This window comes from Devosia oryziradicis (assembly GCF_016698645.1).
Taxonomy (GTDB): domain Bacteria; phylum Pseudomonadota; class Alphaproteobacteria; order Rhizobiales; family Devosiaceae; genus Devosia; species Devosia oryziradicis.
This window is the reverse complement of sequence record NZ_CP068047.1, coordinates 1,633,811-1,655,646: the sequence shown is the minus strand read 5'-3', so window position 1 is coordinate 1,655,646 and position 21,836 is coordinate 1,633,811. Positions and strand designations below refer to the sequence as shown.

At 63.0% G+C, this 21,836-nt stretch carries 19 protein-coding genes; 9 read left to right on the top strand and 10 right to left on the bottom strand.

Annotation, left to right across the window (positions count from 1 at the left end; translation table 11 throughout):
• Positions 1–13 precede the first annotated feature (13 nt).
• From JI749_RS08285 to ureG, 6 genes are all read left to right on the top strand, one after another.
• Entirely contained in the window at positions 14–487 is a 474-nt protein-coding gene (locus tag JI749_RS08285) for a DUF4126 family protein (RefSeq protein ID WP_201662119.1), read from the top strand.
• Between the two features lie 70 nt (positions 488–557).
• On the top strand, positions 558–941 hold the full coding sequence (locus JI749_RS08280; RefSeq protein WP_201662116.1) for an MliC family protein: 384 nt from the start codon (positions 558–560) through the stop codon (positions 939–941).
• Between the two features lie 139 nt (positions 942–1,080).
• Positions 1,081–1,551: an urease accessory protein UreE gene (locus JI749_RS08275; protein ID WP_201662114.1), complete on the top strand. Its 471-nt coding sequence runs from the start codon at positions 1,081–1,083 to the stop codon at positions 1,549–1,551.
• A complete protein-coding gene (locus JI749_RS08270) occupies positions 1,548–2,210 on the top strand; it encodes an urease accessory protein UreF (RefSeq protein WP_201662111.1) in 663 nt (220 codons plus the stop codon). The genes JI749_RS08275 and JI749_RS08270 overlap by 4 nt, the downstream gene beginning before the upstream one ends.
• Positions 2,207–2,638 carry a DUF3995 domain-containing protein gene (locus tag JI749_RS08265; RefSeq protein ID WP_201662106.1) on the top strand — a complete coding sequence of 144 codons (432 nt, stop codon included), beginning with the start codon at positions 2,207–2,209 and terminating at the stop codon, positions 2,636–2,638. The genes JI749_RS08270 and JI749_RS08265 overlap by 4 nt, the downstream gene beginning before the upstream one ends.
• A complete protein-coding gene (gene ureG, locus JI749_RS08260; RefSeq protein ID WP_201662103.1) occupies positions 2,635–3,267 on the top strand; it encodes an urease accessory protein UreG in 633 nt (210 codons plus the stop codon). The genes JI749_RS08265 and ureG overlap by 4 nt, the downstream gene beginning before the upstream one ends.
• Before the next feature lie 123 nt (positions 3,268–3,390).
• Here the strand turns inward: ureG and JI749_RS08255 are convergent, their stop codons facing one another.
• Complete coding sequence (locus JI749_RS08255; RefSeq protein WP_201662100.1) at positions 3,391–3,816, bottom strand: hypothetical protein; 426 nt, start codon at positions 3,814–3,816, stop codon at positions 3,391–3,393.
• Positions 3,817–4,129: 313 nt separating this feature from the next.
• On the opposite strand from JI749_RS08255, the gene JI749_RS08250 reads away from it, so the two are divergent.
• On the top strand, positions 4,130–4,492 hold the full coding sequence (locus JI749_RS08250) for a GNAT family N-acetyltransferase (RefSeq protein WP_201662097.1): 363 nt from the start codon (positions 4,130–4,132) through the stop codon (positions 4,490–4,492).
• On the opposite strand, the gene JI749_RS08245 is transcribed toward JI749_RS08250, so the two are convergent.
• The 9 genes from JI749_RS08245 to JI749_RS08205 all read right to left on the bottom strand — a co-directional run bounded on the left by JI749_RS08245 (position 4,489) and on the right by JI749_RS08205 (position 19,687).
• Positions 4,489–5,217, bottom strand: coding sequence for a metallophosphoesterase (locus JI749_RS08245; RefSeq protein WP_201662094.1), 729 nt, complete (start codon positions 5,215–5,217; stop codon positions 4,489–4,491). The genes JI749_RS08250 and JI749_RS08245 overlap by 4 nt on opposite strands.
• Positions 5,214–7,211: a glycogen debranching protein GlgX gene (gene glgX / locus JI749_RS08240; protein ID WP_233280900.1), complete on the bottom strand. Its 1,998-nt coding sequence runs from the start codon at positions 7,209–7,211 to the stop codon at positions 5,214–5,216. The genes JI749_RS08245 and glgX overlap by 4 nt, the downstream gene beginning before the upstream one ends.
• 13 nt (positions 7,212–7,224) lie before the next feature.
• Positions 7,225–8,859 (bottom strand): alpha-D-glucose phosphate-specific phosphoglucomutase, encoded by a 1,635-nt coding sequence (locus JI749_RS08235; RefSeq protein ID WP_201662092.1) that lies wholly within the window; start codon positions 8,857–8,859, stop codon positions 7,225–7,227.
• Positions 8,840–10,300, bottom strand: coding sequence for a glycogen synthase GlgA (glgA, locus tag JI749_RS08230; RefSeq protein WP_201662681.1), 1,461 nt, complete (start codon positions 10,298–10,300; stop codon positions 8,840–8,842). Before glgA ends, JI749_RS08235 begins: the two co-directional genes overlap by 20 nt.
• Entirely contained in the window at positions 10,300–11,571 is a 1,272-nt protein-coding gene (gene glgC / locus JI749_RS08225) for a glucose-1-phosphate adenylyltransferase (protein WP_201662090.1), read from the bottom strand. Before glgC ends, glgA begins: the two co-directional genes overlap by 1 nt.
• 53 nt (positions 11,572–11,624) lie before the next feature.
• Positions 11,625–13,826: a 1,4-alpha-glucan branching protein GlgB gene (gene glgB / locus JI749_RS08220; RefSeq protein WP_201662088.1), complete on the bottom strand. Its 2,202-nt coding sequence runs from the start codon at positions 13,824–13,826 to the stop codon at positions 11,625–11,627.
• A gap of 99 nt (positions 13,827–13,925) precedes the next feature.
• Positions 13,926–16,403: a glycogen/starch/alpha-glucan phosphorylase gene (locus JI749_RS08215; protein ID WP_201662086.1), complete on the bottom strand. Its 2,478-nt coding sequence runs from the start codon at positions 16,401–16,403 to the stop codon at positions 13,926–13,928.
• Positions 16,404–16,486: 83 nt separating this feature from the next.
• Positions 16,487–18,349, bottom strand: coding sequence for a monovalent cation:proton antiporter-2 (CPA2) family protein (locus tag JI749_RS08210; RefSeq protein ID WP_233280898.1), 1,863 nt, complete (start codon positions 18,347–18,349; stop codon positions 16,487–16,489).
• Between the two features lie 81 nt (positions 18,350–18,430).
• Complete coding sequence (locus JI749_RS08205) at positions 18,431–19,687, bottom strand: AI-2E family transporter (RefSeq protein ID WP_201662084.1); 1,257 nt, start codon at positions 19,685–19,687, stop codon at positions 18,431–18,433.
• A gap of 150 nt (positions 19,688–19,837) precedes the next feature.
• On the opposite strand from JI749_RS08205, the gene JI749_RS08200 reads away from it, so the two are divergent.
• Positions 19,838–20,779, top strand: coding sequence for a nucleoside hydrolase (locus JI749_RS08200; RefSeq protein ID WP_201662082.1), 942 nt, complete (start codon positions 19,838–19,840; stop codon positions 20,777–20,779).
• Positions 20,780–21,201: 422 nt separating this feature from the next.
• Entirely contained in the window at positions 21,202–21,813 is a 612-nt protein-coding gene (locus tag JI749_RS08195) for a LysE family translocator (RefSeq protein ID WP_201662079.1), read from the top strand.
• The last annotated feature ends 23 nt before the right edge of the window (positions 21,814–21,836 follow it).

The window sequence follows — 21,836 nt, the reverse complement described above, 5'->3', positions numbered from 1 at the left end:
CGGGGCACCGCAAATGATCTACGTTCTGGCAATTCTTATTGGTATCGTCGCCGGCCTTCGTGCCGTCACGCCAATCGCGGCGCTTGCCATTGGCGGGGCCCTTGGCTGGATCTATCTGGAAGGCACGACATTCGCCTTTCTGCTCGCGCCAATCGCGCTCTGGCTTTTCATTGCCTTTGCTGCAGCCGAGATCGTCAACGACAAGCTGCCGCGCACTCCTAGCCGCAAGACGCCACCGCAATTCGGCGTCCGCATCCTAGCGGGTCTATTCGCGGGCGCTTGCCTGGCCGTCGTACCCAATGGGGAGAGCCTGACCTACCTCATCGCCGGCGGCATTGCCGGGGCGGTCGGCGCAGTTATCGGCACGCTGGGTGGCGCCAGCCTGCGCGCTACCCTGGCGCGCGCTTTCGGGCGCGACTTGCCAGCTGCGCTCACCGAAGACGTGGTTGCCATCATCGGCGCCTTGCTCATTGTCTACCTCGCCTGATCCGAAACGGTCTGACCCAATTCCGCCGCGGGTCGCCGGCAGCATGGTCCGAACTGCAATGGAGATCGTGATGATCAAGTCCACCCTCGTCGCCCTGCTCACCGCCAGCATGCTCGCGCCCACCGCCGCACTCGCCACCCAGGCTTCACTGCAGATCGAGTTGAATCCGCAATCCGATTTCGAGCGCCGGGTGATGCAGTACGACTGCTCGGCCGGCGAACCCTTCAGCGTCACCTACATCAACGCCGCGCCGAATTTCCTCGCCCTGGTCCCTATAGAGGGGGAACCGGAGCCTCTCGTCTTTGCATCCGTCGTCGCGGCCTCGGGCGCCCGATACGCCGCCGGCCAATGGGTTTGGTGGACTAAGGGCGCCGACGCTAGCCTTTATGACGCGACATTGGGCGATGACGCAGAACCAGTACTCACCTGTTCGGAGATGACCAATACGCCCTAGCGGCCGCCATCGAACTTGGCTCGGTCGACAGGCCCCAACCATCTCATCGCCGTATAGCTGCACATCGTCCATCGCACCTGTTGGACAGGCAGGTTTTTCTATACGGTAAGGTGACTTCGATCACGGACTGCCCGAGCCAATGCTGCGCGTCGTTTCCCTCCTGCCGCCCGATCATGGACGCGGCCTTCCTTATGATACGGTGATCCTGGACCACAGCGAACGCCGCCTGCGCCGCAAGCTGCTGCGCCTTACGCGTGGCGACGAAGTGATGGTCGACTTCCCCCAGACCATCACGCTGGAGCCCAACAGCGCGCTCGAGCTCGAAGACGGGCGGCTTGCGGGCGTTGTTGCCGCCGAGGAACTGCTCTACGAAGTGCGCGGTCGCGACGCTGCCCATCTGGTGCGCCTTGCCTGGCATATCGGCAATCGTCACACCTCGGCCCAACTCGAAGCGGACCGCATCCTGATCAAGCGCGACCACGTGCTTAAGGCCATGCTGATAGGCCTGGGCGCCGCCGTGAGCGATGTCACCGAACCGTTCTTCGCCGAACACGGCGCCTATCACAGCCATGGCGACCAGGGCCACGGCCACGCCCTGCTGGCGCGATGAGCCAAACCAGCGATCTGCAGAAACTGCTGACTTGGCTCTCTCCAGCCTTTCCAGTCGGCGCATTCGCCTGGTCTGCGGGCCTCGAATCCGCCATTGCGTCAGGCACGGTACACGACCGGTCAACCACGCAAGCCTGGGTCCGGGGCATGCTCTCCCACGGGAGCCTTCGCACCGATGCCATCCTGTTCGCTCATGCCCACCGTGCTGCCCACGATGCAACGGAGCTCCGCGACCTGGCCGATCTCTGCCTGGCCCTGACCCCGGCGCGCGAACGCCACGAGGAGACGACGACTACCGGGTCCGCCTTTGCCACGGCGGCGCGCGCCTGGCCCACACCGGTCCTCGCCAATATGCCGACTCCCTGCCCCTATCCCATCGCCGTCGGCGCAATTACTGGCGGCCATGGCATTGCCGTAAACGCGGCACTGCTCGCCTGGCTTACGGCGAGCGTCCACGGTCAGGTATCGGTCGCGGTTCGCCTGGTGCCGATCGGCCAGTCCGATGGGCTCGCCATCATGGCCGATCTCGAGCCGGAAATAGCCTCGGTAGCAGAGATGTGCCAGCATGCCGCACTCGACGATATTGGCTCGGTAGCCTACGCCGCGGATATTGCCCAGATGTCCCATGAAACCCTGACCACGAGAATTTTCCGCTCATGAGCATGCTGATCGCCGCCTTCATGTTCATCGTCCTGCTGGCGGTCTCCACGGCCCACTTCCTCTGGTCCATCGGCCGCACATGGCCCATCCGCAGCGAGAAGTTGCTGGCCCAGACCGTGGTGGGCTTCGAGGGCATCGAGCGCATGCCGCCGCGCCTTGCCTCATTCGCGGTGGCGGTGGCCACCCTCGCCGCTGGGATCATGGCCCTGGCCCTCGCCGATCATGACAGCGGCGGTCTTCCTTTGAGCCTGCTCGGCCTGCCGCTCGCAGCCGTGTTCCTCGCTCGCGGCGTCATTGGCTACACCGCCTGGTGGGCGCACAAGACGCCTGAACCAAACTTCCGGCTCAATGACACCAGGGTCTATTCCCCGCTCTGCCTGTTCCTGGGCCTGGGCTTTGTCGCACTCGTCATCCTGAGGCTGCTATGAAATCTCTCAACGGTCCCCTGCGCATCGGCATTGGCGGCCCCGTCGGCTCGGGCAAGACGACGCTGTGCGAAATGCTGCTCAAGGCAATGCGCGATCGCTACTCGATGGCCGTCGTCACCAACGACATCTACACTCGCGAGGACGCGATGATCCTGGCGCGTGTCCAGGCTATCTCGGAAGACCGCATCGTCGGCGTCGAAACGGGCGGCTGTCCCCATACCGCCATCCGCGAGGACGCCTCGCTGAACCTGGCGGCCATCGACGATCTCAATCGCAAGTTCCCCGACCTCGACATCATCCTGATCGAGAGTGGCGGGGATAATCTCGCGGCCACTTTCTCGCCCGACCTTGCCGACATCACCATCTATGTGATCTCGGTCGCCCAGGGCGAAAAGGTGCCGCGCAAGGGCGGCCCGGCCATCTCGCGCTCCGACCTGCTGGTCATTACCCATACCGACCTGGCTCCCTATGTCGGCGCAAGTCTCGAAGTGATGGAAAGCGACACCCGGAAGGTCCGCGACGGACGCCCCTATGTCTTCACCGACCTGCTGCGCCGCGAAAGCCTGGACCAGATCATCGACTGGATCGAAAAAACCGGCGGTTTCGTGGATAGCCAGGCGGCCGAATAAGTTCTGCGCAACGGCTCAGCGTAACACAAAAGCGCCGGACCCTTCAGGATCCGGCGCGTTGGCCTGGCTCGGGGACGCACCAGGCTCAGGGCGCGGGCTGGCAAGGCCCGGGGTACAGGCGCCCTAGTACAGGAAAATCTCGGGATTGCCGTGCGGATCGGCCACGGCGATCACCCGGTTGACGTCGATGTGGTTGGCGGCAAACCAGCCATTGAGTGCGGCATCGGACCGGATGGCCTCACGGAACTTGCCCAGCTGGCTCGCCTTGGCAGTTTCCGCGCTCGCGATCTTGGCCTGCTCGGCCGCCGGGTAGAGTGCCTTGGTATCGTAGGTCTTGATGCTGGTCGCCTTGTCGAGGAAGGCCAGGTCGCCGGCCGTCCAGCTGCCGATCATGTCCACCAGGTTACCCACGGGGACAAGGTCGGTCTTGGCGCCAACGGTCAGCTTGGCGGTATCCGCCGGCATCGTGGCAGCGAAGGCGGCGGTGCCGGGAACAGCAACAATGGCAGCGAGCAGCACTGCCGCCGATACGGAACGCATCGGGTTCATTTGAAAGCTCCATACGATTACGAGATTAGGCCGCAGGTTCTGCGAGCGGTCATCGGCGTGACATCGCGTCGACGGGTGCTATATCGCTGCCGCGCCACGGCGGATTTTGGATCGATCTTGGGAATTGTCGGGGCATGATTTCGGCTTTCCGGTGGATTATGGAAGCACTCCAAATGTGGACCATCGGTAACCTTGGTAAGGATTGTCCGTGAGCCCTATTCTCCGCATGCGCAAGGACCTGGTGCCTCCCCTGTCACCCCCCACATGGCCTGAAGGCATACGCCCGGCGAGGGTGAACCAAAACCGCCCGCACTTGGTCCATGCCATTCTTGCCGACGCCTATCGGAACGGCTTCGGCACTGTCCCACCCGCCTTCGGGGACTGGTGGACATTGCTCACCGCGGACAGCGAATATGATCCGGCGCTGGTGTTTGTTGCGCTCGACGCAGCAGGAAATCCCGTCGGCCTCGCGCAGTGCTGGACATCGGGGTTCATCAAGGACCTCGCCGTGGTGCCACCCTGGCGCGGCCGAGGCATTGGTGACGCCCTGCTGGCTGAAGCCTTCGCGGAGTTTCGAAACAGGGGCCTGTCGCATGTCGATCTCAAGGTCGGCGCGGCCAACGCCCCTGCCCTCAGCCTATACCGGCGCGCCGGCATGGTCGAAGTGCCGCTTTAGTGCACCGCCACCGCATGGCTGACCAGGCGGCCCTCAGACCAGTGGTGGACCAGCAAGCCGGGGGGGTCGCTGATATTGCTCTCCCGACCGTCAAGTCGCAGCCGGTTCGCGCGTGCCACGGACGGGGCCATAGTGGCTGGGCGTTCAGCGAAGCGTGTAAACATGGGCCGGTGCACGTGACCACAAGTCAGCGCAATGACGGGACTGCGGGCATTCTCGATCACCCTGGCAAGTTCGTCGCCGCCAAAGCAGATATTGCGGTCCTTGCCGTCGATGCCGGTTTTGAAAGGGTGCTGATGCTGAAAGATCAGTGCTGGGGGGTCGTCCGAATTGAGTTCCCGTGACAGCCAATCCAGCACGGGGCGCGCATCGCCATGGTGCGCACCGGACACGGTCACGTCGAGCCCGATGAGGCGCAGGTCACGCAGCGAACCAACGACATTGAGTGGCCGCGGGCTGGACCAACCGTAAAGATCGCCGAATGCCTCCATCATGAGGCCGTGGTCGTCCATATTGCCGGGCACCACGAAGAACGGTGCGCCGAGGTTCTCCAGCCGTTGGCGCACCGCGCGATAGCTGCGCTGATGATCGGACTCCGCCAGGTCGCCACTGACAATGACTGCGTCGGGTCGCAGCGGTCCCAGCCAGCCCAGCACCACATCCAGCCGTTGCAGCGCTTCGGCGCTGCCATCGGCGTGGATGTCACTGAGCTGTCCGACGATCATGCCCGCACGAGGGCAATGACCGAGCGAGGCGACAGTGTCGCAGTGCCATCCGCGACGGGGACACTGGCGGTGGCTTCGGACAGGATTCCGACCTGCCAGCCGCCTTCGGGCAACCTTGCCACCACCGGCTCGACCCGCCGGTTGAACCAGACCAGGACCTCGTCATCCTTGTGCCGGAGGTGCATGCCAAGCACCGAGGCGCCGGAATCGTTCCAGTCACCTTCGTTCATCTCGCGACCGTCAGGGTGCAGCCAGACCACGTCCCGGATACCGGCCTTGTCCTGGCCGGACAGGAAGTGGTCATGTGTCAATGCCACGTGGGCCTTGCGGAACTTGGACATCGCCGCCACGAAGTCGACGAGGTCTCCATCGGCACCTTCCCAGTCGACCCAGGTGATTTCATTGTCCTGGGCATAGGCATTGTTGTTGCCGTGCTGGGTCCGATACATCTCGTCGCCCTGCTGCAGCAGCGGCACGCCCCGGGACAGCAGCAGCGTCGCCAGCATGGCACGAACGTCGCGCTTTCGCGCCGCGATAATGCCGGGGTCGTCGGTCTCGCCCTCGACACCGCAATTCCACGACGCGTTGTGATTGTGGCCGTCCCGGTTCCCTTCGCCGTTGGCGTCGTTGTGCTTGTCCTGGTAGCTCACCAGGTCGCGCAGCGTGAAACCATCATGCACGGCCAGCAGATTGACACCGTGGCTCGGCTTGCGGCCTGCGAAATTGAAGATTTCGGCCGACCCTGCAACCTTGCCGGCCAGCGCGCCGATCTTGCCGTTCTCGCCGCGCCAGAACTCGCGAATTTCGTCGCGATAGGTGTCGTTGTGCTCCTTAAACTCCTTGCCGAACTGGCCCAGTCCATAGCCACCCGGACCCGGATCCCAGGGTTCGGCGACCAGGATGCACTGCTTGAGCACCGGGTCCGCCTTGATCTTCTGCAGCATTTCGGCATTCGGGTTGAAGCCCGGGTCACGGCCGAGCACTGTCGCCAGGTCGAAGCGGAAGCCGGAGACGCCCATTTCCTCGACCCAGTAGCGCAAGGAATCGATGACCAGCCGCTGCGTGGCCGGGTGATCGCAGCGCAGCGTATTGCCCGTGCCCGTATCGTTGACCAGGTGCTGCTTGCCGTCGACTTCGACGAACCGGTAATAGGTCTTGGCGTCGAGCCCCATCAGGCTGAGCATCGGGCCATTGGCGTCGCTTTCGCCGGTGTGGTTGTACACCACGTCCAGGATCACCGAGATGCCGTTCTTGCGATAGAGATCGGTCATGTTCCGCAGTTCCTGCGGTCCGCGCGGCGCCAGGCGTGGGTCGACCGCCGAGTAGGCCACCGGATTGTATCCCCAGGCATTGGTCAGGCCCAGTACGGGGAGGTGGCCCTCGTCGATCCAGGCGGCAGTCGGCATCAGTTGCAGGGTGTCGACGCCGATATATTTCAGGTGGTCGATCACCCGCTGCGTCGTCAGCGCCGCAATGGTGCCGCGCAACGGCCCCTGCACGCCGGGATGACGCATGGTGTAGCCACGCACGTTCATCTCGTAGAACATCCCAGGCGCCTTCTTGCGCGGCAGGATGTTCTCGTTTCCAAGGCCGACGACGATGGCCTTGGGGATCAGCGGCGCGGTATCCACCGCCTCCGAGCGATCCAGCCGCAAACGGGGCGAGCGCACGAAGACACGGTCGAGCCGCTTGGCATAGGGATCGACCAGCAGCTTCATCGGATCAAAGAAATAGCCCTGGTCCGGATCATACGGACCATCGGCGCGCAGCCCATAGCGCGTGCCCACGCCCAGGCCGGAAACCAGGCCGGCGAAGATATTGTCCTGGCGGACGTCCAGCTCGAACCGATCTGTTTCCTGGTCGGTCTCGTCGAAGATCGACACCCAGATGTTGGTGGCACTTTCCGAATAGACGGCAAAGTTGACACCCACCTCGGTCACCGTGGCGCCGAGATGGGTGATACTGCCCCCGTTGGGGACCAACATGGGTTTCATTGGTTTTCCGATGTTAGGTAATGACGCTGGGCTCTTGGCGTCCGGTGCGTTGCTTGATCCCGATGAGTTGGTCTGCCAGTCCGATGAGCGGTTCAAGGGCAAGTTGGGTGTCGAGATCATGTCGTCCATCGGCGGCCTCATATCGCTCAAGATAGAGACGCAACGTGGCGCCGACCGTGCCGGTTCCGCTCAGCCTCACAACGATGCGCGACCCATCCGAAAAGCCGATCCGGACACCCTGCCTGGCACTGGTCGAGCCGTCGACAGGATCGTGGTAGGTGAAGTCATCGGCATAGGCGACCTGCAGGTCGTCGCCGAACGTCTTGCCCGGCAAGCCCGGCAATTGCGCCCGCAGATCGTCCATCAGTTTGTTGGCGATGGCCGCGTCGACTTCTTCATAATCGTGCCGGGTATAATAGTTGCGGCCATAGGTCGCCCAGTGCTCGCGCACGATCTGATCGACACCCTGCTTGCGGACGGCAAGGATGTTGAGCCACAGCAGCACGGCCCAGAGACCATCCTTCTCGCGCACATGGTTGCTGCCCGTGCCGGCGCTTTCTTCACCGCATATCGTGACGCGACCGGCATCGAGCAGGTTGCCGAAGAACTTCCAGCCCGTCGGCGTCTCATGCATTTCGATGCCGAGCTTCTCGGCGACCCGGTCGGCCGCGGCGCTGGTCGGCATCGAGCGGGCGATACCGGCGATGCCACCCTTGTAGCCCGGCGCCAGATGCGCATTGGCCGCCAGCAGGGCCAACGAATCCGACGGCGTCACGAACCGGTTCTTGCCGATGATGAGATTGCGGTCCCCGTCACCGTCCGATGCCGCCCCGAAATCCGGACCCGCAGGGGTCATCAGCAGGTCATGCATGTCCTTGCAATAGACCAGGTTCGGATCGGGGTGGCCGTCATTGAACGACGGTGACGGCGTGCCATTGACCACCGTGCCCTTGGGTGCCCCGAGCATGTCCTCGAGGATCTTGTGCGCATAGGGCCCGGTCACCGCCGACATGGCGTCGAAGGTCATGCGGAAGCCGGAGGCGAACAATGCTCTGATGGCACCGAAGTCAAACAGCGTTTCCATCAGTGCTGCATAGTCCGCCACCGGATCGATGACTTCCACCACCATGTCGCCGACCCGCTGCGTCCCGATCTGTCCCAGCGCGATGTCGGGCGCGTCCACGGTCTTGTAACTGTCGATCACCTTGCTGCGGGCATAGACGGCGTCGGTAATCTTCTCGGGCGCAGGTCCGCCATTGCCGATGTTGTACTTGATGCCGAAGTCGCCTTCCGGCCCGCCTGGGTTATGGCTGGCCGAGAGTACGAGGCCACCAAAAGCCTTATAGTGGCGGATCACATGGCTGGCGGCCGGCGTCGAGAGGATACCGCCCTGCCCCACGAGCACCTTGCCGAAACCGTTGGCCGCGGCGATGCGGATCGCCTTCTGGATGGCCACGTCGTTGTAGAAGCGCCCGTCCCCGCCGATGACCAGCGTCTTGCCCTCGAACCCTTCGAGACTATCGAAGATCGCCTGAATGTAGTTCTCGACATAATTCGGCTGCTGATAGACGGTCACCCGCTTGCGCAGGCCCGATGTGCCGGGCTTCTGATCGCCATAAGGCGTGGTCTTAATGGTCTGGATCGTCATTGGTCATCAGCCCGGTAAGGTTGGCGTAGAGATCGGCATAGCGCGCGGCACTGGCGTCCCAGGACACGTCCGATTTCATTCCCCGCCGTTGGATTTTCTTCCAGAGTTTGTCGTCACGATAGAGCCGCACCGTCTTGCGGATCGCTTCATAAAGCGCGTGGGCGCTGTTGGGGTCGAACACGACGCCGGTAGCCACCTCGGCCGCAATGGCTGCCGGATTAGCGTCGATAACCGTATCGGCCAAGCCGCCAATGCGGCTCACCACCGGCACGCAGCCATAGCGCAGACCATAGAGCTGCGTCAGGCCACAAGGCTCGAACCGCGAGGGAATGACAATGGCGTCGCAACCGCCCTGCATGAGGTGGCTGAGGGCCTCGTTATAGCCGGTGGTCATGGCGACCTTCCCGGGATGTCGAGCCGTCATGTGGCGGAACCCGTCCTCCAAATAGGCCTCACCCGAGCCGAGCACGACCAATCGCCCACCCAAATCCACCAGGCCGTCCGTAGCCTGCAGCAGCAGGTCCATGCCCTTCTGGTCGGTCAGCCGGCTGATCACGCAAAACAGCGGCCCGTCTGATCCGTCGAGCCCGAATTTCTCCACCAGCGCCTGCTTGTTGGCCTGCCGCATATGGATCGTGTTTGCCGAATAGGTCTGCGCCAGGGCCGTGTCCTTGGTCGGATCCCAGGCATCGGTGTCGATACCGTTGAGGATGCCAACCACTGTGTCGGCTCGGCCGTTGAGCAGCCCTTCCAGCCCCAGTCCGAACTGCGGCGTCCGGATTTCGTCGGCATAGTTCGGACTCACCGTCGTGACGAAGTTGGCGCATTCCATGCCCGACTTGAGGTAGGAAATGCCGCCGTAATACTCTACGCCCCCCACCCCGAAGGCATGGGGCGGCAGGCGCAGCTGGCCGAAAATCTCGGGACCGAAGAACCCCTTGAACGCCATATTGTGGATGGTCATCACGGTTTTGACCGTGTCAGTCGGCCCATATTTGATATAGGCCGGGGCCAGTCCCGCCTGCCAATCGTGGCAATGCAGCACCTGGGGGCGGTAGCCATCGACCATCCCCATGCCCAGTTCTGCAGCTACCCAGCTCAGCGCAGCGAAGCGCTTCCAGTTGTCGGGCCAATCCCATCCATCCGGGCTGACATAAGGGTTGCCCGGCCGGTCGTAGAGCGTCGGCGCATCGATAACGATGACATCGAGGCCGGAAACCCGCGCGGCGATCAGCTTGGCGCTGACCCCGAACAGGTCATCCAGTTCCTTGACCACGCGCCCGCCATTGAGCTTTTCCATCACCGAAGGATAGCCTGGTACCAGCGTGCGCATGGTCACGCCACGGCTGCCGAGCGCCCCCGGCAAGGCACCCGCCACGTCGGCGAGCCCCCCGGTCTTGATCAGCGGATAGACCTCGGAAGCAACCGAGAGAACTTCGATCATCGGCCAGCCAGATACTTGTTGATCATTGACTGAGTGATGAGCGTCACCCCGTCATCGCTGCGGCGGAACCACTTGGCGTCGAATTCCGGATCTTCGCCCACCACCAGTCCCTCCGGGATGTTGACGCCGCGGTCGATCACCACCTTGCGCAACCGTGCATTGCGGCCGATGTCGCAATAGGGCAGCACCACGGCTTCATCGAGCTCGGAATAGGAGTGCACCCGGGAGCCGGTGGAAAGCAGCGTCTTTTGCAGGTGTCCGCCCGAAACAATGCAGTCGCCGGAAACCAACGAATTGACCGCCGAGCCGCGCCGCCCGTCGAAGTCATGCACGAACTTGGCCGGGGGCGTGATCTCGGCATAGGTCCAGATGGGCCAATCGCGATCGTAGAGATCGAGCTGCGGCTTGATGTCGGTCAGGTCGATCGAGGCCTTCCAATAGGCGTCGATCGTGCCGACGTCGCGCCAGTAGCTGACTTCCTCGTTGCTGGAGCGGACGCAGGAGCGCGGAAAACGATGCGCCCAGGCGGTGCCGTTCTTGACGATATAGGGGATGATGTCCTTGCCGAAGTCGCGGCTGGAGCCTTCGGTGGCTGCATCGCGACGCAACTGCTCCATCAGGAAGCGTGTCTCGAACACGTAGATACCCATCGAGGCCAGCGCCATGTCGGGTCGGTCGGGGATGCCCGGCGGATCCTTGGGCTTCTCGACGAAGTCGACCACGCGGTCGCGCCCGTCCACATGCATCACGCCAAAGCCCGTAGCCTCCATGCGCGGCACTTCCAGGCACCCGATGGTCACGTCGGCACCGGTGTCCACATGCTGGCGCAGCATGATTTCGTAGTCCATCTTGTAGATGTGGTCGCCCGCCAGGATGACGATGTAGCGCGCGCCGGAATCCTCGATGATGTCCATGTTCTGGTACACGGCGTCGGCCGTGCCGGCATACCACATGTCCTCGCGCACCCGCTGGGACGCGGGCAGCACGTCGAAGCTTTCGTTACGCTCCTGCCTCAGGAAGTTCCAGCCACGCGACAGATGGCGGATCAAGCTGTGCGCCTGGTATTGCGTCGCCACCGAAATGCGGCGGATGCCCGAATTGATGGCATTGCTGAGCGCAAAGTCGATGATGCGCGACTTGCCGCCGAAATAGACCGCCGGCTTGGCGCGTCGGTCGGTCAGTTCCATCAGGCGCGTGCCCCGGCCACCGGCGAGCACATAGGCCATGGCCTCGCGGGCCAGCGGCGATGGTGTCCTGTAATCTGCCATTCTTCTACCCTCCACTATGCCCGTTTGCCGGGACGTATCGCGCTGTTGCCGGATCAGGCCGGCTCGAATTTCAGGAACAATGTCGACAGGGGAGGCAGATAGAGCTCTGCTTCCGCAGGCCAATGCTGGCCCTCGACGGCATAGGCTTTCACCGCACCCTGGTTGCCGGTGTTGGATCCGGAATACCAACCGGCATCGGTGTTGATGCGCTCCACCCATTTGCCGGCCAGCGGCATGGGTATCTTGTACCCGCTACGTGGCACTGGCGTGAAATTGCTCACGACCAGGACCGGGTCGCTCCCCGGTGCCTTGCGCAGCCAGGCAAACACCGAATTGGCGTGATCGTTGCCGATCACCCATTCAAAGCCATCCGGCTCGCAATCGCGCTCATGCAAAGCCGGCAATTGCCGATAGGCCAGGTTGAGATCGGCGATGAGCCGCCGCATCCCCTCATGCATGCCCGCTTCGAGCAGGTACCAGTCGAGCGACTTTGCCTCGGCCCACTCGTCGCGCTGGGCAAATTCCTGGCCCATGAACAGCAGTTTCTTGCCTGGGAAACCCCACATGAACGCATAATAGGCGCGCAGGTTGGCAAATTGCTGCCAGTCGTCACCCGGCATCTTTTCGAGCAGCGACCCCTTGCCATGCACCACTTCGTCGTGGCTCAGCGGCAGCACGAAGTTCTCACTGAACGCGTAGACCGTGCCAAAGGTCATGTCGTTATGGTGGTACTTCCGATGCACCGCCTCGCGGCTCATATACCGCAGCGTGTCGTTCATGAAGCCCATGTTCCACTTGAAGCCGAAGCCCAGCCCACCTGAATAAGCAGGATGGCTCACCCCCGGCCATGACGTCGATTCCTCGGCGATCATGAAGGTTCCCGGGTGCAGGCGATAGGCCTCCGAATTCACCCGGCGAAGGAATTCCACGGCTTCCAGGTTCTGGTTGCCGCCGAACTTGTTGGGCACCCACTGACCCTGCTGGCGCGAGTAGTCGAGGTAGAGCATCGAGGCCACGGCATCGACACGCAGTCCGTCGAGATGGAATTTCTCCAGCCAGTAAAGGGCATTGTTGACGAGGAAGCTCACCACCTCGCGGCGGCCGAAATTGTAGATCGCCGTGTTCCAGTCCGGGTGGTAGCCCTGGCGCGGATCGGCATGCTCATAGAGCGCCGTGCCGTCGAAATGGGCCAGGCCATGGGCGTCCGTCGGGAAATGCGCCGGGACCCAATCCAGGATAACCCCGAGGCCCGCCTCGTGGGCCGCATTGACGAAACGGGCAAACGCCGCGGGATCGCCGAAACGTGCGGTTGGCGCATAGAGGCCGGTCGGCTGGTAGCCCCAGCTTGGATCGAACGGATGCTCGGTGATCGGCAACAGCTCGATATGGGTGTAACCCATGTCCGCCGCATAGGGCACGAGCTGCTCGGCTAGTTGGTCATAGGTCAGGAAACCACCATCCGGCCGCCGCCGCCAGCTGCCCAGATGCACCTCGTAGATCGACATGGGCGTACGCCGCCAGTCGCGGGTCGCCCGCTCCTCGATGTACTTGCTGTCCGTCCAGACGAACTCTGTCGGGTCAGGCACCACCGATGCCGTGCGCGGCCGCAATTCCGATTGCCGTGCAAACGGATCGGCCTTGAGCGGCTGCACCGTACCGTCCGGGCCGACGATCTCGTATTTGTAGAGCGTGCCTGTTCCAAGTACCGGGATGAATACTTCCCAGATGCCGGTCTCGAACCGATTACGCATGGGGTGACGCCGGCCGTCCCACTCATTGAACGGACCCACCACGCTCACGCGCTGTGCATTGGGGGCCCAGACGGCAAAATGTGTGCCGTGAATGCCCTCGAATTCCATCTCGTGGGCGCCAAGCTTGTCGAACAGGCGCAGGTGATTGCCTTCGCCGATATAGTAGTCGTCGAGAGGCCCGAGCACCGGCCCGAACGAATAGGGGTCGTACACGTCCCACTCGCCGCCGGCATTTTTCGCGCGGTAACGGACGGGCTGGCGCTTGTCGATGCTGACCTTGCCCTCGAAGAATCCACCAGCGTGACGCGGGATCAGATGGCCGAGCGCCGTTCCTTCGAGTGAATAGGCCGACACCATTTCGGCATGGGGAATGAAAGTCCGCAGCACCCACTGGCCGTTGACGTCGTGCAGCCCCAGAAATGCAAACGGGTTATGGTGGCGACCGGCGACGATCGCGTCCACTTCCCGTGCATCGGCTTGCCAGTCTTCCTTATTCACACGCACGCTCCCCCGACGAAAACGCCCGCACTACTGCGGCGTTCTCTCAACGATAAATCAGCGTTCGGCCGATCTTGCCTGCCGGTGCCCGATCGGCGTCCACTTTCATGACGACGCCACCGGAACACCCCAGATTTCCTGCGCATACTGCCGTATCGTCCGATCGGACGAGAAGAACCCCACATGGGCGGTATTGCGAATTGCCATGGCGTTCCAGCGCCGTTTGTCCAGCCAGATGGCATCCACCTGCGCCTGCGCAGCCACGTAGGCGTCGAAGTCACGTGCGACCATGAACCAATCGTGGTCGTATAGGCCGCCGATGAGGTCGCGATAGCGGTGCGGATCATCCGGGGAAAAAACTCCCGAAGCGATCGACTCCAGCACTTCCTTGAGACGCGGCGAGGCGTCGATGGCCGCGCGCGGCACCTCGCTCTTGGCCCGCTTCTCGTTCACCTCTTCGGTCGTGAGGCCGAAAATCACAATATTTTCCGCCCCCACTTCCTTGTGCATTTCAACATTGGCCCCGTCCATCGTGCCGATGGTGATGGCGCCGTTGGCCATGAACTTCATGTTGCCGGTGCCAGATGCTTCCATGCCGGCCGTCGAAATCTGTTCAGACAGGTCGGCGGCAGGAACGATCACTTCGGCCAGGCTCACATTGTAATTTGGCAGGAACACCACCTTGAGCAGGCCACGCACCGCCGGATCGTTGTTGATCACCTTGGCGACATCGTTGATCAGCTTGATGATAAGCTTGGCGTTCCAGTAGCCGGGAGCCGCCTTGCCCGCGAAGATCTTAACGCGCGGCACCCAGTCCCGTTCCGGATGGGCGCGAATTTCATCATACAGCGCAACAGCTTGGATAATGTTGAGCAGCTGCCGCTTGTATTCGTGGATGCGCTTGATCTGCACGTCGAACAGCGCGTTGGGTGATACGACGATCCCCATGCGGTCCTTGATCAGCTTGGCCAGCCGCTCCTTGTTGCCCTGCTTGACCGCTGCGAACTGCGACTGGAACGACGGATCGTCGGCATGGGCATCCAGCCCCTTAAGCAGGTCGATATCGTCGAGAAAGTCCGGGCCGATCCGCTCGCTGATCAGCTTGGTGAGATCGGGGTTGCACTGCATCAGCCAACGCCGCGGCGTGATGCCGTTGGTCTTGTTATTGATGCGGTCGGGATAGAGCTTGTGGAGGTCCGAGAACACCGTCTGCTTCATCAGCTCGGTGTGCAGTGCCGAGACGCCATTGATCGAGTGCGATCCTACGAAGGCGAGCTGACCCATGCGCACTCGCCGTCCGCCGGACTCATCGATCAGCGAGACATTGGCAATCTGTGCATCGGTGAACTTTGCCCGCACCCTGGCATCGGTCAGCACTTCGGCATTGATCTGGTAGATGATCTGCATGTGCCGCGGCAGCAGTCGTTCCAGCAGCGCCACCGGCCAGCTCTCAAGCGCCTCCGGCAGCAGCGTGTGGTTGGTATAGCCGAACACGCCGCGGCTCAGCTTCCAGGCATCGGCCCATTTCAGCCCGTTATCATCCACCAGGATGCGCATCAGTTCGGCGATCGAGATGGCCGGGTGGGTATCGTTGAGATGGATGGCCACCTTGTCGGGCAGCGAGCCCAGGTCGCCATACTGCTGCAGGTGCCGGCGCACGATGTCTTGGAGCGAAGCCGACGAGAAGAAGAACTCCTGCCGCAGCCGCAACTCCTGCCCGGCGGCCGTGGAATCCGCAGGATAGAGGACGCGGGTGATGGCCTCGGCGCGTGCGCTTTCCTCCAGTGCGCCGATGTGGTCGCCCGAGTTGAACTTGTCGAGCAGGATCGGATCGATCGGCTGGGCGCTCCAGAGGCGCAGCGTATTCACCCGCGCTCCGCGCCAGCCGACGATCGGCGTGTCGTAGGCCACCGCCAGGAGGTGATCATTGGGGCGCCATTCCTGCCGCACCGTGCCATCGGGGTCGGTCACTGGCTCGACATGGCCGCCGAAGCCGATCTCGTAGGCGCTCTCGCGCCGCTCGAATTCCCACGGATTGCCGTGCGCAAGCCATTCTTCCGGCAGTTCGACCTGCCAGCCTTCGCTCATTTCCTGGCGGAACAGGCCATGCACGTAGCGAATGCCGTAGCCATAAGCGGGGATTTTTACCGACGACATGGATTCAAGGAAGCAGGCCGCCAGGCGCCCCAGGCCGCCATTACCCAGGGCCGCGTCAGGCTCGAGGTTGATCAGGTCGCCCAGATCGACATTGAGATTCTTGAGAGCATCCCGCACGGGCTCGATGAGCCCGACATTGCTCATCGCGTCGCGCATCAACCGGCCGATGAGGAATTCGAGGCTGAGGTAATAGACCCGCTTGTGCGAGGTGCGCCACGTCTCGCGGGACGATTCCATCCAGCGGTCCATGACCCTGTCGCGCACCGCCAGGATCGTCGCGGCCAGCCAGTCATGTGGCCGCGCGACAATGGGGTCCTTACCGACTGAATAGATCAGCCTTTCTAGTATTTCCGCCTGGATGGCCTCAACGGTGCGGGCACGTGGTTCCGGCGTAGGGGCGTCGTAAACGATCGGCTGTTGCGGCATATCGCAATCCAGGTTTCATAACGATGTATTCCCCTCTAGAGACTTTAGTCTTGCACTTAATTTGGGCAGGCGGAAGCCCCCTCCTATGCGGGCTGCGCTGGCTGGGTGCTCTTGGCGACGGCATCCTCCGCCTGGGCATGGGGAACCGTGACACCGCTTTCCCGTGCCTGTTCCTGTGCATTGCTGATCAGCAGCGTACCGAGGTTACGCCAGTCCTCACCTGCCAGTTGCAGGTCGAAGCGCTGACGGTCCCGCATCCGAACCCCTTCGACAATCTCCTGAGCCTCCTCGGCATCGGCGCCAAGCGAGCGGATTGCCTCGCCGCCGAATTCGAGCGCGGATTCAAACAGCTCGCGTAGCTGATACTCGACACCCGCCTTGACCAGTTCGATCGCGTGGGCGCGATCGAAGGCGCGGGCCATGACGCGCACCAGCGGAAACTCGTCACGCACGAGTTCCGCGATCCGCGTGGTCTGCTCCTTCTTGTCGGTGCAGACCAGGATCAGGTCGGCCGTGCTCGCACCGGCGGCGCGCAGGATGTCCAGGCGCGTGCCGTCGCCATAATAGACCTTGAAGCCAATGCTGGCCGCGGCGCGGATCATCTCGGTGTCATTGTCGATGATGGAAACCGAGTGGCGCATGGCCAGGAGCGGCTGGCTGGCTATCTGTCCGAACCGCCCGAAGCCGATGATGAGGATCCGCGCGGACAGGCCCGATACTTCCTCCACGCCCTCCATCGACTGGGTCTGCCTTGGCACCAGGAACCGCAGTCCGATGATGAAAAATGGCGTCAGGACCATCGAGACGATCACCGTGGCGGTGAAGATGGCATTGGTCGGTCCGTCGATGATCCCGGCGGTGACGGCGGTCGTGTAGAGGACAAAGGCGAACTCGCCGCCCTGCCCCATCAGGACCGCCCGTTCCACCGCTTCGGCATGTGGGGCTTTGAGGAGCCTGGCGATGCCATAGATGGCGCTGGCCTTGACCAGCATGAAGGCGACCACGCTGACCGTGATGATCTGCCAGCTTGCGGCAACGATATCGAGATCCAGCGACATGCCGACCGCCAGGAAGAACAGGCCCAGGAGGATCCCGCGGAACGGCTCGACGTCGGCTTCGAGCTGGTGGCGGAAGGTCGAGGTCGACAGCAGCACACCGGCGAGGAATGCGCCCATGGCCATGGAGAGGCCGCTCGCCTGGAACAGCAGGGCCGCGCCCAGGACCACCAGCAGCGCAGCGGCCGTCATCACCTCGCGCAACTTGCTCGAGGCGAGCAGGCCGAAAAGCGGGTTCATGATGCGGCGGCCGACAAAAATCAGCAGCAGCACCGCCCCGATGGGCGCAGCGATCCCCAGCAGACGCGTGGCCAGTTCCACCTGTTGCTCACCCGTGCCGGGCGCAAGGAACGCCACGATGGCCAGCAGCGGCACGATGGCCAGGTCTTCCAGCAGCAGGATCGAAACGATGCGTTGACCGCTATCGGTCGACAACTCGCCCCGCTCGCCCAGGATCTGCATGACGATAGCGGTGGAGGTGAGCACGAAACCCATGCCGAATATGAAGGCGACCACCGGGGCGAAGCCCAGGATCACGCCGACGCCCGTCAGCAGCATGCCGCAGGCAGCCACCTGCACCAGTCCCAGGCCGAAGATCTGCTTGCGCAGCGCCCACAGCTTGGCGGGCTCCATTTCCAGGCCGATGATGAAGAGGAACATCACGACCCCCAACTCGGCCGTGGTGAGCACCGATTCGGGATCGGTAATGAGACCGATGCCCGACGGTCCCAACAGCAGCCCGGCGGCCAGATAGCCGAGCACGGACCCCAACCCGATACGCTTGAACAGCGGCACCGCGACCACCGCCGCCCCCAGCAGCGCCACCACCGGTATCAGGTCGACGCCATGCGCTGCCGCCTCGACCGCATGTCCAGCTACTTCACCCGCCACGAAATTCTCCCGCCCAATTCAGAGGCGGAGTCTTTGTTGACCTGACGCGCCGCGTCAAGCGCGCTGGCGGCATGCGGGGGTCTACGCGACCTTTTCCGCGCCGGTCGGTGCGGTGCCCTCGGGAGGTTCGAACCGCTCTTCCTTGCGCTTTTCGGACGGACTCTTTTCGTCTTCGGTCTGCTCGCGAATAGCCCGCGCCGTGTTGGCGAGCAGCTCTTCGCGGTCGGTCATATTGCGCGTCCGGCGCACGGGCCGGCTCGGCACCAGCGGCTTGCTGGGCAGCATGTGCGCCAGCATGGAGGTGGCGATCAGCAGCGTCGGCACGGCCACCAGGCCGCCCATCGGCCCCCAGGCCCAAAGCCAGAAGGTGATCGAAAGAAAGATCAGGAAGGGGTTGAGGGTCATCGTGCGCCCGATGAAATGGGGCGTGACGATCTGGCCCTCGACAAAGTTGATCGCCAGGTAACACCCTGCCGGCAAAAGCACATGCTGGAGGCCGGTCTGCGTCCCAAGGCCCACGGCGAGCAACACCAGGATCATAACACCCTGCCCCACATAGGGGATATAATTGAGCACCGCAGCCATGGCGCCCCACAGCAGCGGCGACGGCATGCCGATGGCCCACATGGCCAGCGATACGGCGCAGCCAACGCAGAAATTGATGATGGTAATCGACAACAGGAAGCGGCTGACCTTGGTCTCCACGTCGCGGAACACATGCGCCGTGCGCCAGCGCATGCGCCGGCTGACGCAGAGCGACAGCACCGAAATCCGGATATGGTCGCGGGTTGCCACGAAGAAATAGAGGCTGGCGAGAAAAATCAGCACTTGCGCGAGAATGGCCGGCGCCAGCATGGCCATGCTGATGACCTGACCGCCATCCTCGACGGTGACGGACATTGCATTGTCCTTGCCGAAAATCGAGGTCACCTGCTCCTGAAACGCGGTGACGGCTTCAAGGGGGCCTTCCAGGGTCGCAAGCTGCTGCTGCAACTTGGTCCAGATCAGCGGGGCACGAGCGACCCACTCCGACAGCGGCACTGCGAACAACACCACGCCGCCTGCAATCACGCCGATCAGCATCAGCACCACGATGCCAGCCGACAGCGCCGGGGGGATACCGAAACGCTCGACGCGGTCAGCGACCGGGCCGAACATCAGGCCGATGACGATTGCCAGGGTCACGGGGGCGAGGAAGACCTGGCCGACCTGCAGGGCGACCAGGAGGGCGAGGAAGCCGACGAAAATCATGGCGATACGAGACGCATTGGCTGCAACCCGCTCGAACTGGCTTTCGCTCATGTCTGTGGGTGCCGCTAGCTTTGCTGCGCGTGCCATGTGATTTCCAGTGTTCGAGACCCCTCGCGGTTCGGTAACGTTGGCCGGGTGCAAACGTTCCGTTGAGCAAGCCCGCGTCGCCCTGTCGACCGCGCGCCCGTCACTGGGTACTGTGCCGCCTCGATTCCCCTGCCTGCCCAAGGTCCTTTCATGCCACGCAAAATCATCATCGACACCGATCCCGGCCAGGACGATGCGGTCGCCATCCTGCTCGCGCTCGCATCGCCGGAAGAGCTTGACGTCCTTGGTGTCGTGGCGGTGGCCGGCAATGTGGGCCTTCATCACAACGCCACCAATGCCCGCAAGGTGGTCGAGCTCTCCGGCCGCCGTGACATCCCCGTTTACGCCGGATGCGCGCGACCGATGCGACGGCACCTGGTGACCGCCGAACATGTCCACGGCGAGACCGGGCTTAACGGCCCCGACCTGCCCGATCCCACGATCCCGCTTCAGGAACAGCACGGCGTCGACTACATCATCGATACGCTCATGTCTGCCGAACCGGGCAGCATAACGCTCTGCACATTGGGACCGCTGACCAATATCGGCATGGCGCTGGTCAAGCAGCCTGCCATTGCCGAGCGCATCGCCGAAATCGTGATGATGGGCGGCGCCTATTTCGAGGTGGGCAACATCACGCCTGCTGCCGAATTCAATATCTATGTCGATCCGGAAGCGGCAGATGTGGTGCTGCGCTCGGGCGTGCCGATCACCATGCTGCCGCTCGACGTCACCCACCAGATCCAGTCGACCCCCGAACGCCTTGCCGCCATTTTTGGTCTGGGAAACAAATCGGGGAAGGCAATCTATGAGATGCTGACCTTTTCGGAAGCTTTTGACCTGCAAAAATACGGCTGGGCCGGCGCACCGCTGCATGACCCCACTGTCATCGCCTACCTGCTGCAGCCTGACCTGTTTGAGGGCCGGCATTGCAATGTGACTGTCGAAACCGCCAGCGAACTGACGGTGGGCATGACCGTCGCGGACTTCTGGCATGTCACCGGCAAGATCCGGAACGTCAACTATCTCCGCAACGGCAATGCCGAAGGCTTCTTTGCCCTCCTGCTGGAACGCTTGGCACGGCTGCCCTAGGGACGTGCCAAGGTGCCGCCTGGCTGCGGTTATCGCGTCGTCGCTTCGCTCTGGGAAACGCCAAGGGGCGCTCCGAGAGCTATGGTGGCGAGGCGCCTGCCTCGAAGGGGTAGATGAAGGAAGTGAGGCCATTGCCTCGCCACCACGCCAGGATTTTCGCAGGTCCGGGCCAGGCACGCTGTGTCGCAAGCGTAGCTGCCGAGTTCCCCCCGCCCAATGGAAGCGACCTCCCATCCCTGGCTGTCTCCACGGTCATCACTCGTCATGACCGGCTCTGCCGTGAAGATGGAAGGAGTATGCAGGAGGTTTGGGAAGGGTGGATAAGTTCGCGCGCCTGGGGACCGAGCCGACGAGAGATCGGGCCCGTCTTGCCGATCTCCCAACCCCGGCGTAGTGTCCGCCTCCCAACCGAGACCCTTGCCATGGACCTGTTCACCCTCGCGACCTTCACCATTGCCTATGCCATCGCCGTGCTGGTGCCCGGCCCGGGCGTGGCGGCAGTTGTCGCGCGCGCCCTGGGTGGCGGCTTCAGGGGCGCCTTCCCCATGGTGCTGGGCATCCTTGCCGGCGATCTCGTCTATTTCGTCTTTGCCGTGTTCGGCCTCGCCGCAATCGCCACCTGGTTCGGCCCGGTCTTTGTGGTCATCCGCTGGGCCGGCGCGGCCTACCTGCTCTATATCGCCTACAGGTTCTGGACCGCGCGTCCGGGCAGCGAGCAGATGAAGCCAAAGAACGAAGATGGCTGGAAGACCTTTCTGGCCGGCTTCTCATTGACCATGGGCAACCCCAAGACCATCGTCTTCTATCTCGCCATTCTCCCCACGGTGATCCCGCTCGACCAGATGAACCCCGTCGCGTTCACCGAGCTCACCTTCATCGTGATCGTCGTTCTGCTGATCATCGGTTGTGGCTATGCCTGGCTGGCCTCCGCCGCCCGCGAGATGTTCCGCAGCCCGCGCGCCCTGGGCCGCCTCAACAAGACCGCCGGCGCCATGATGGCCACCGCCGCCGGACTTGTCGTCTGGCAGCATTGAGCTTCCTCACCCTCCCCTTGGGG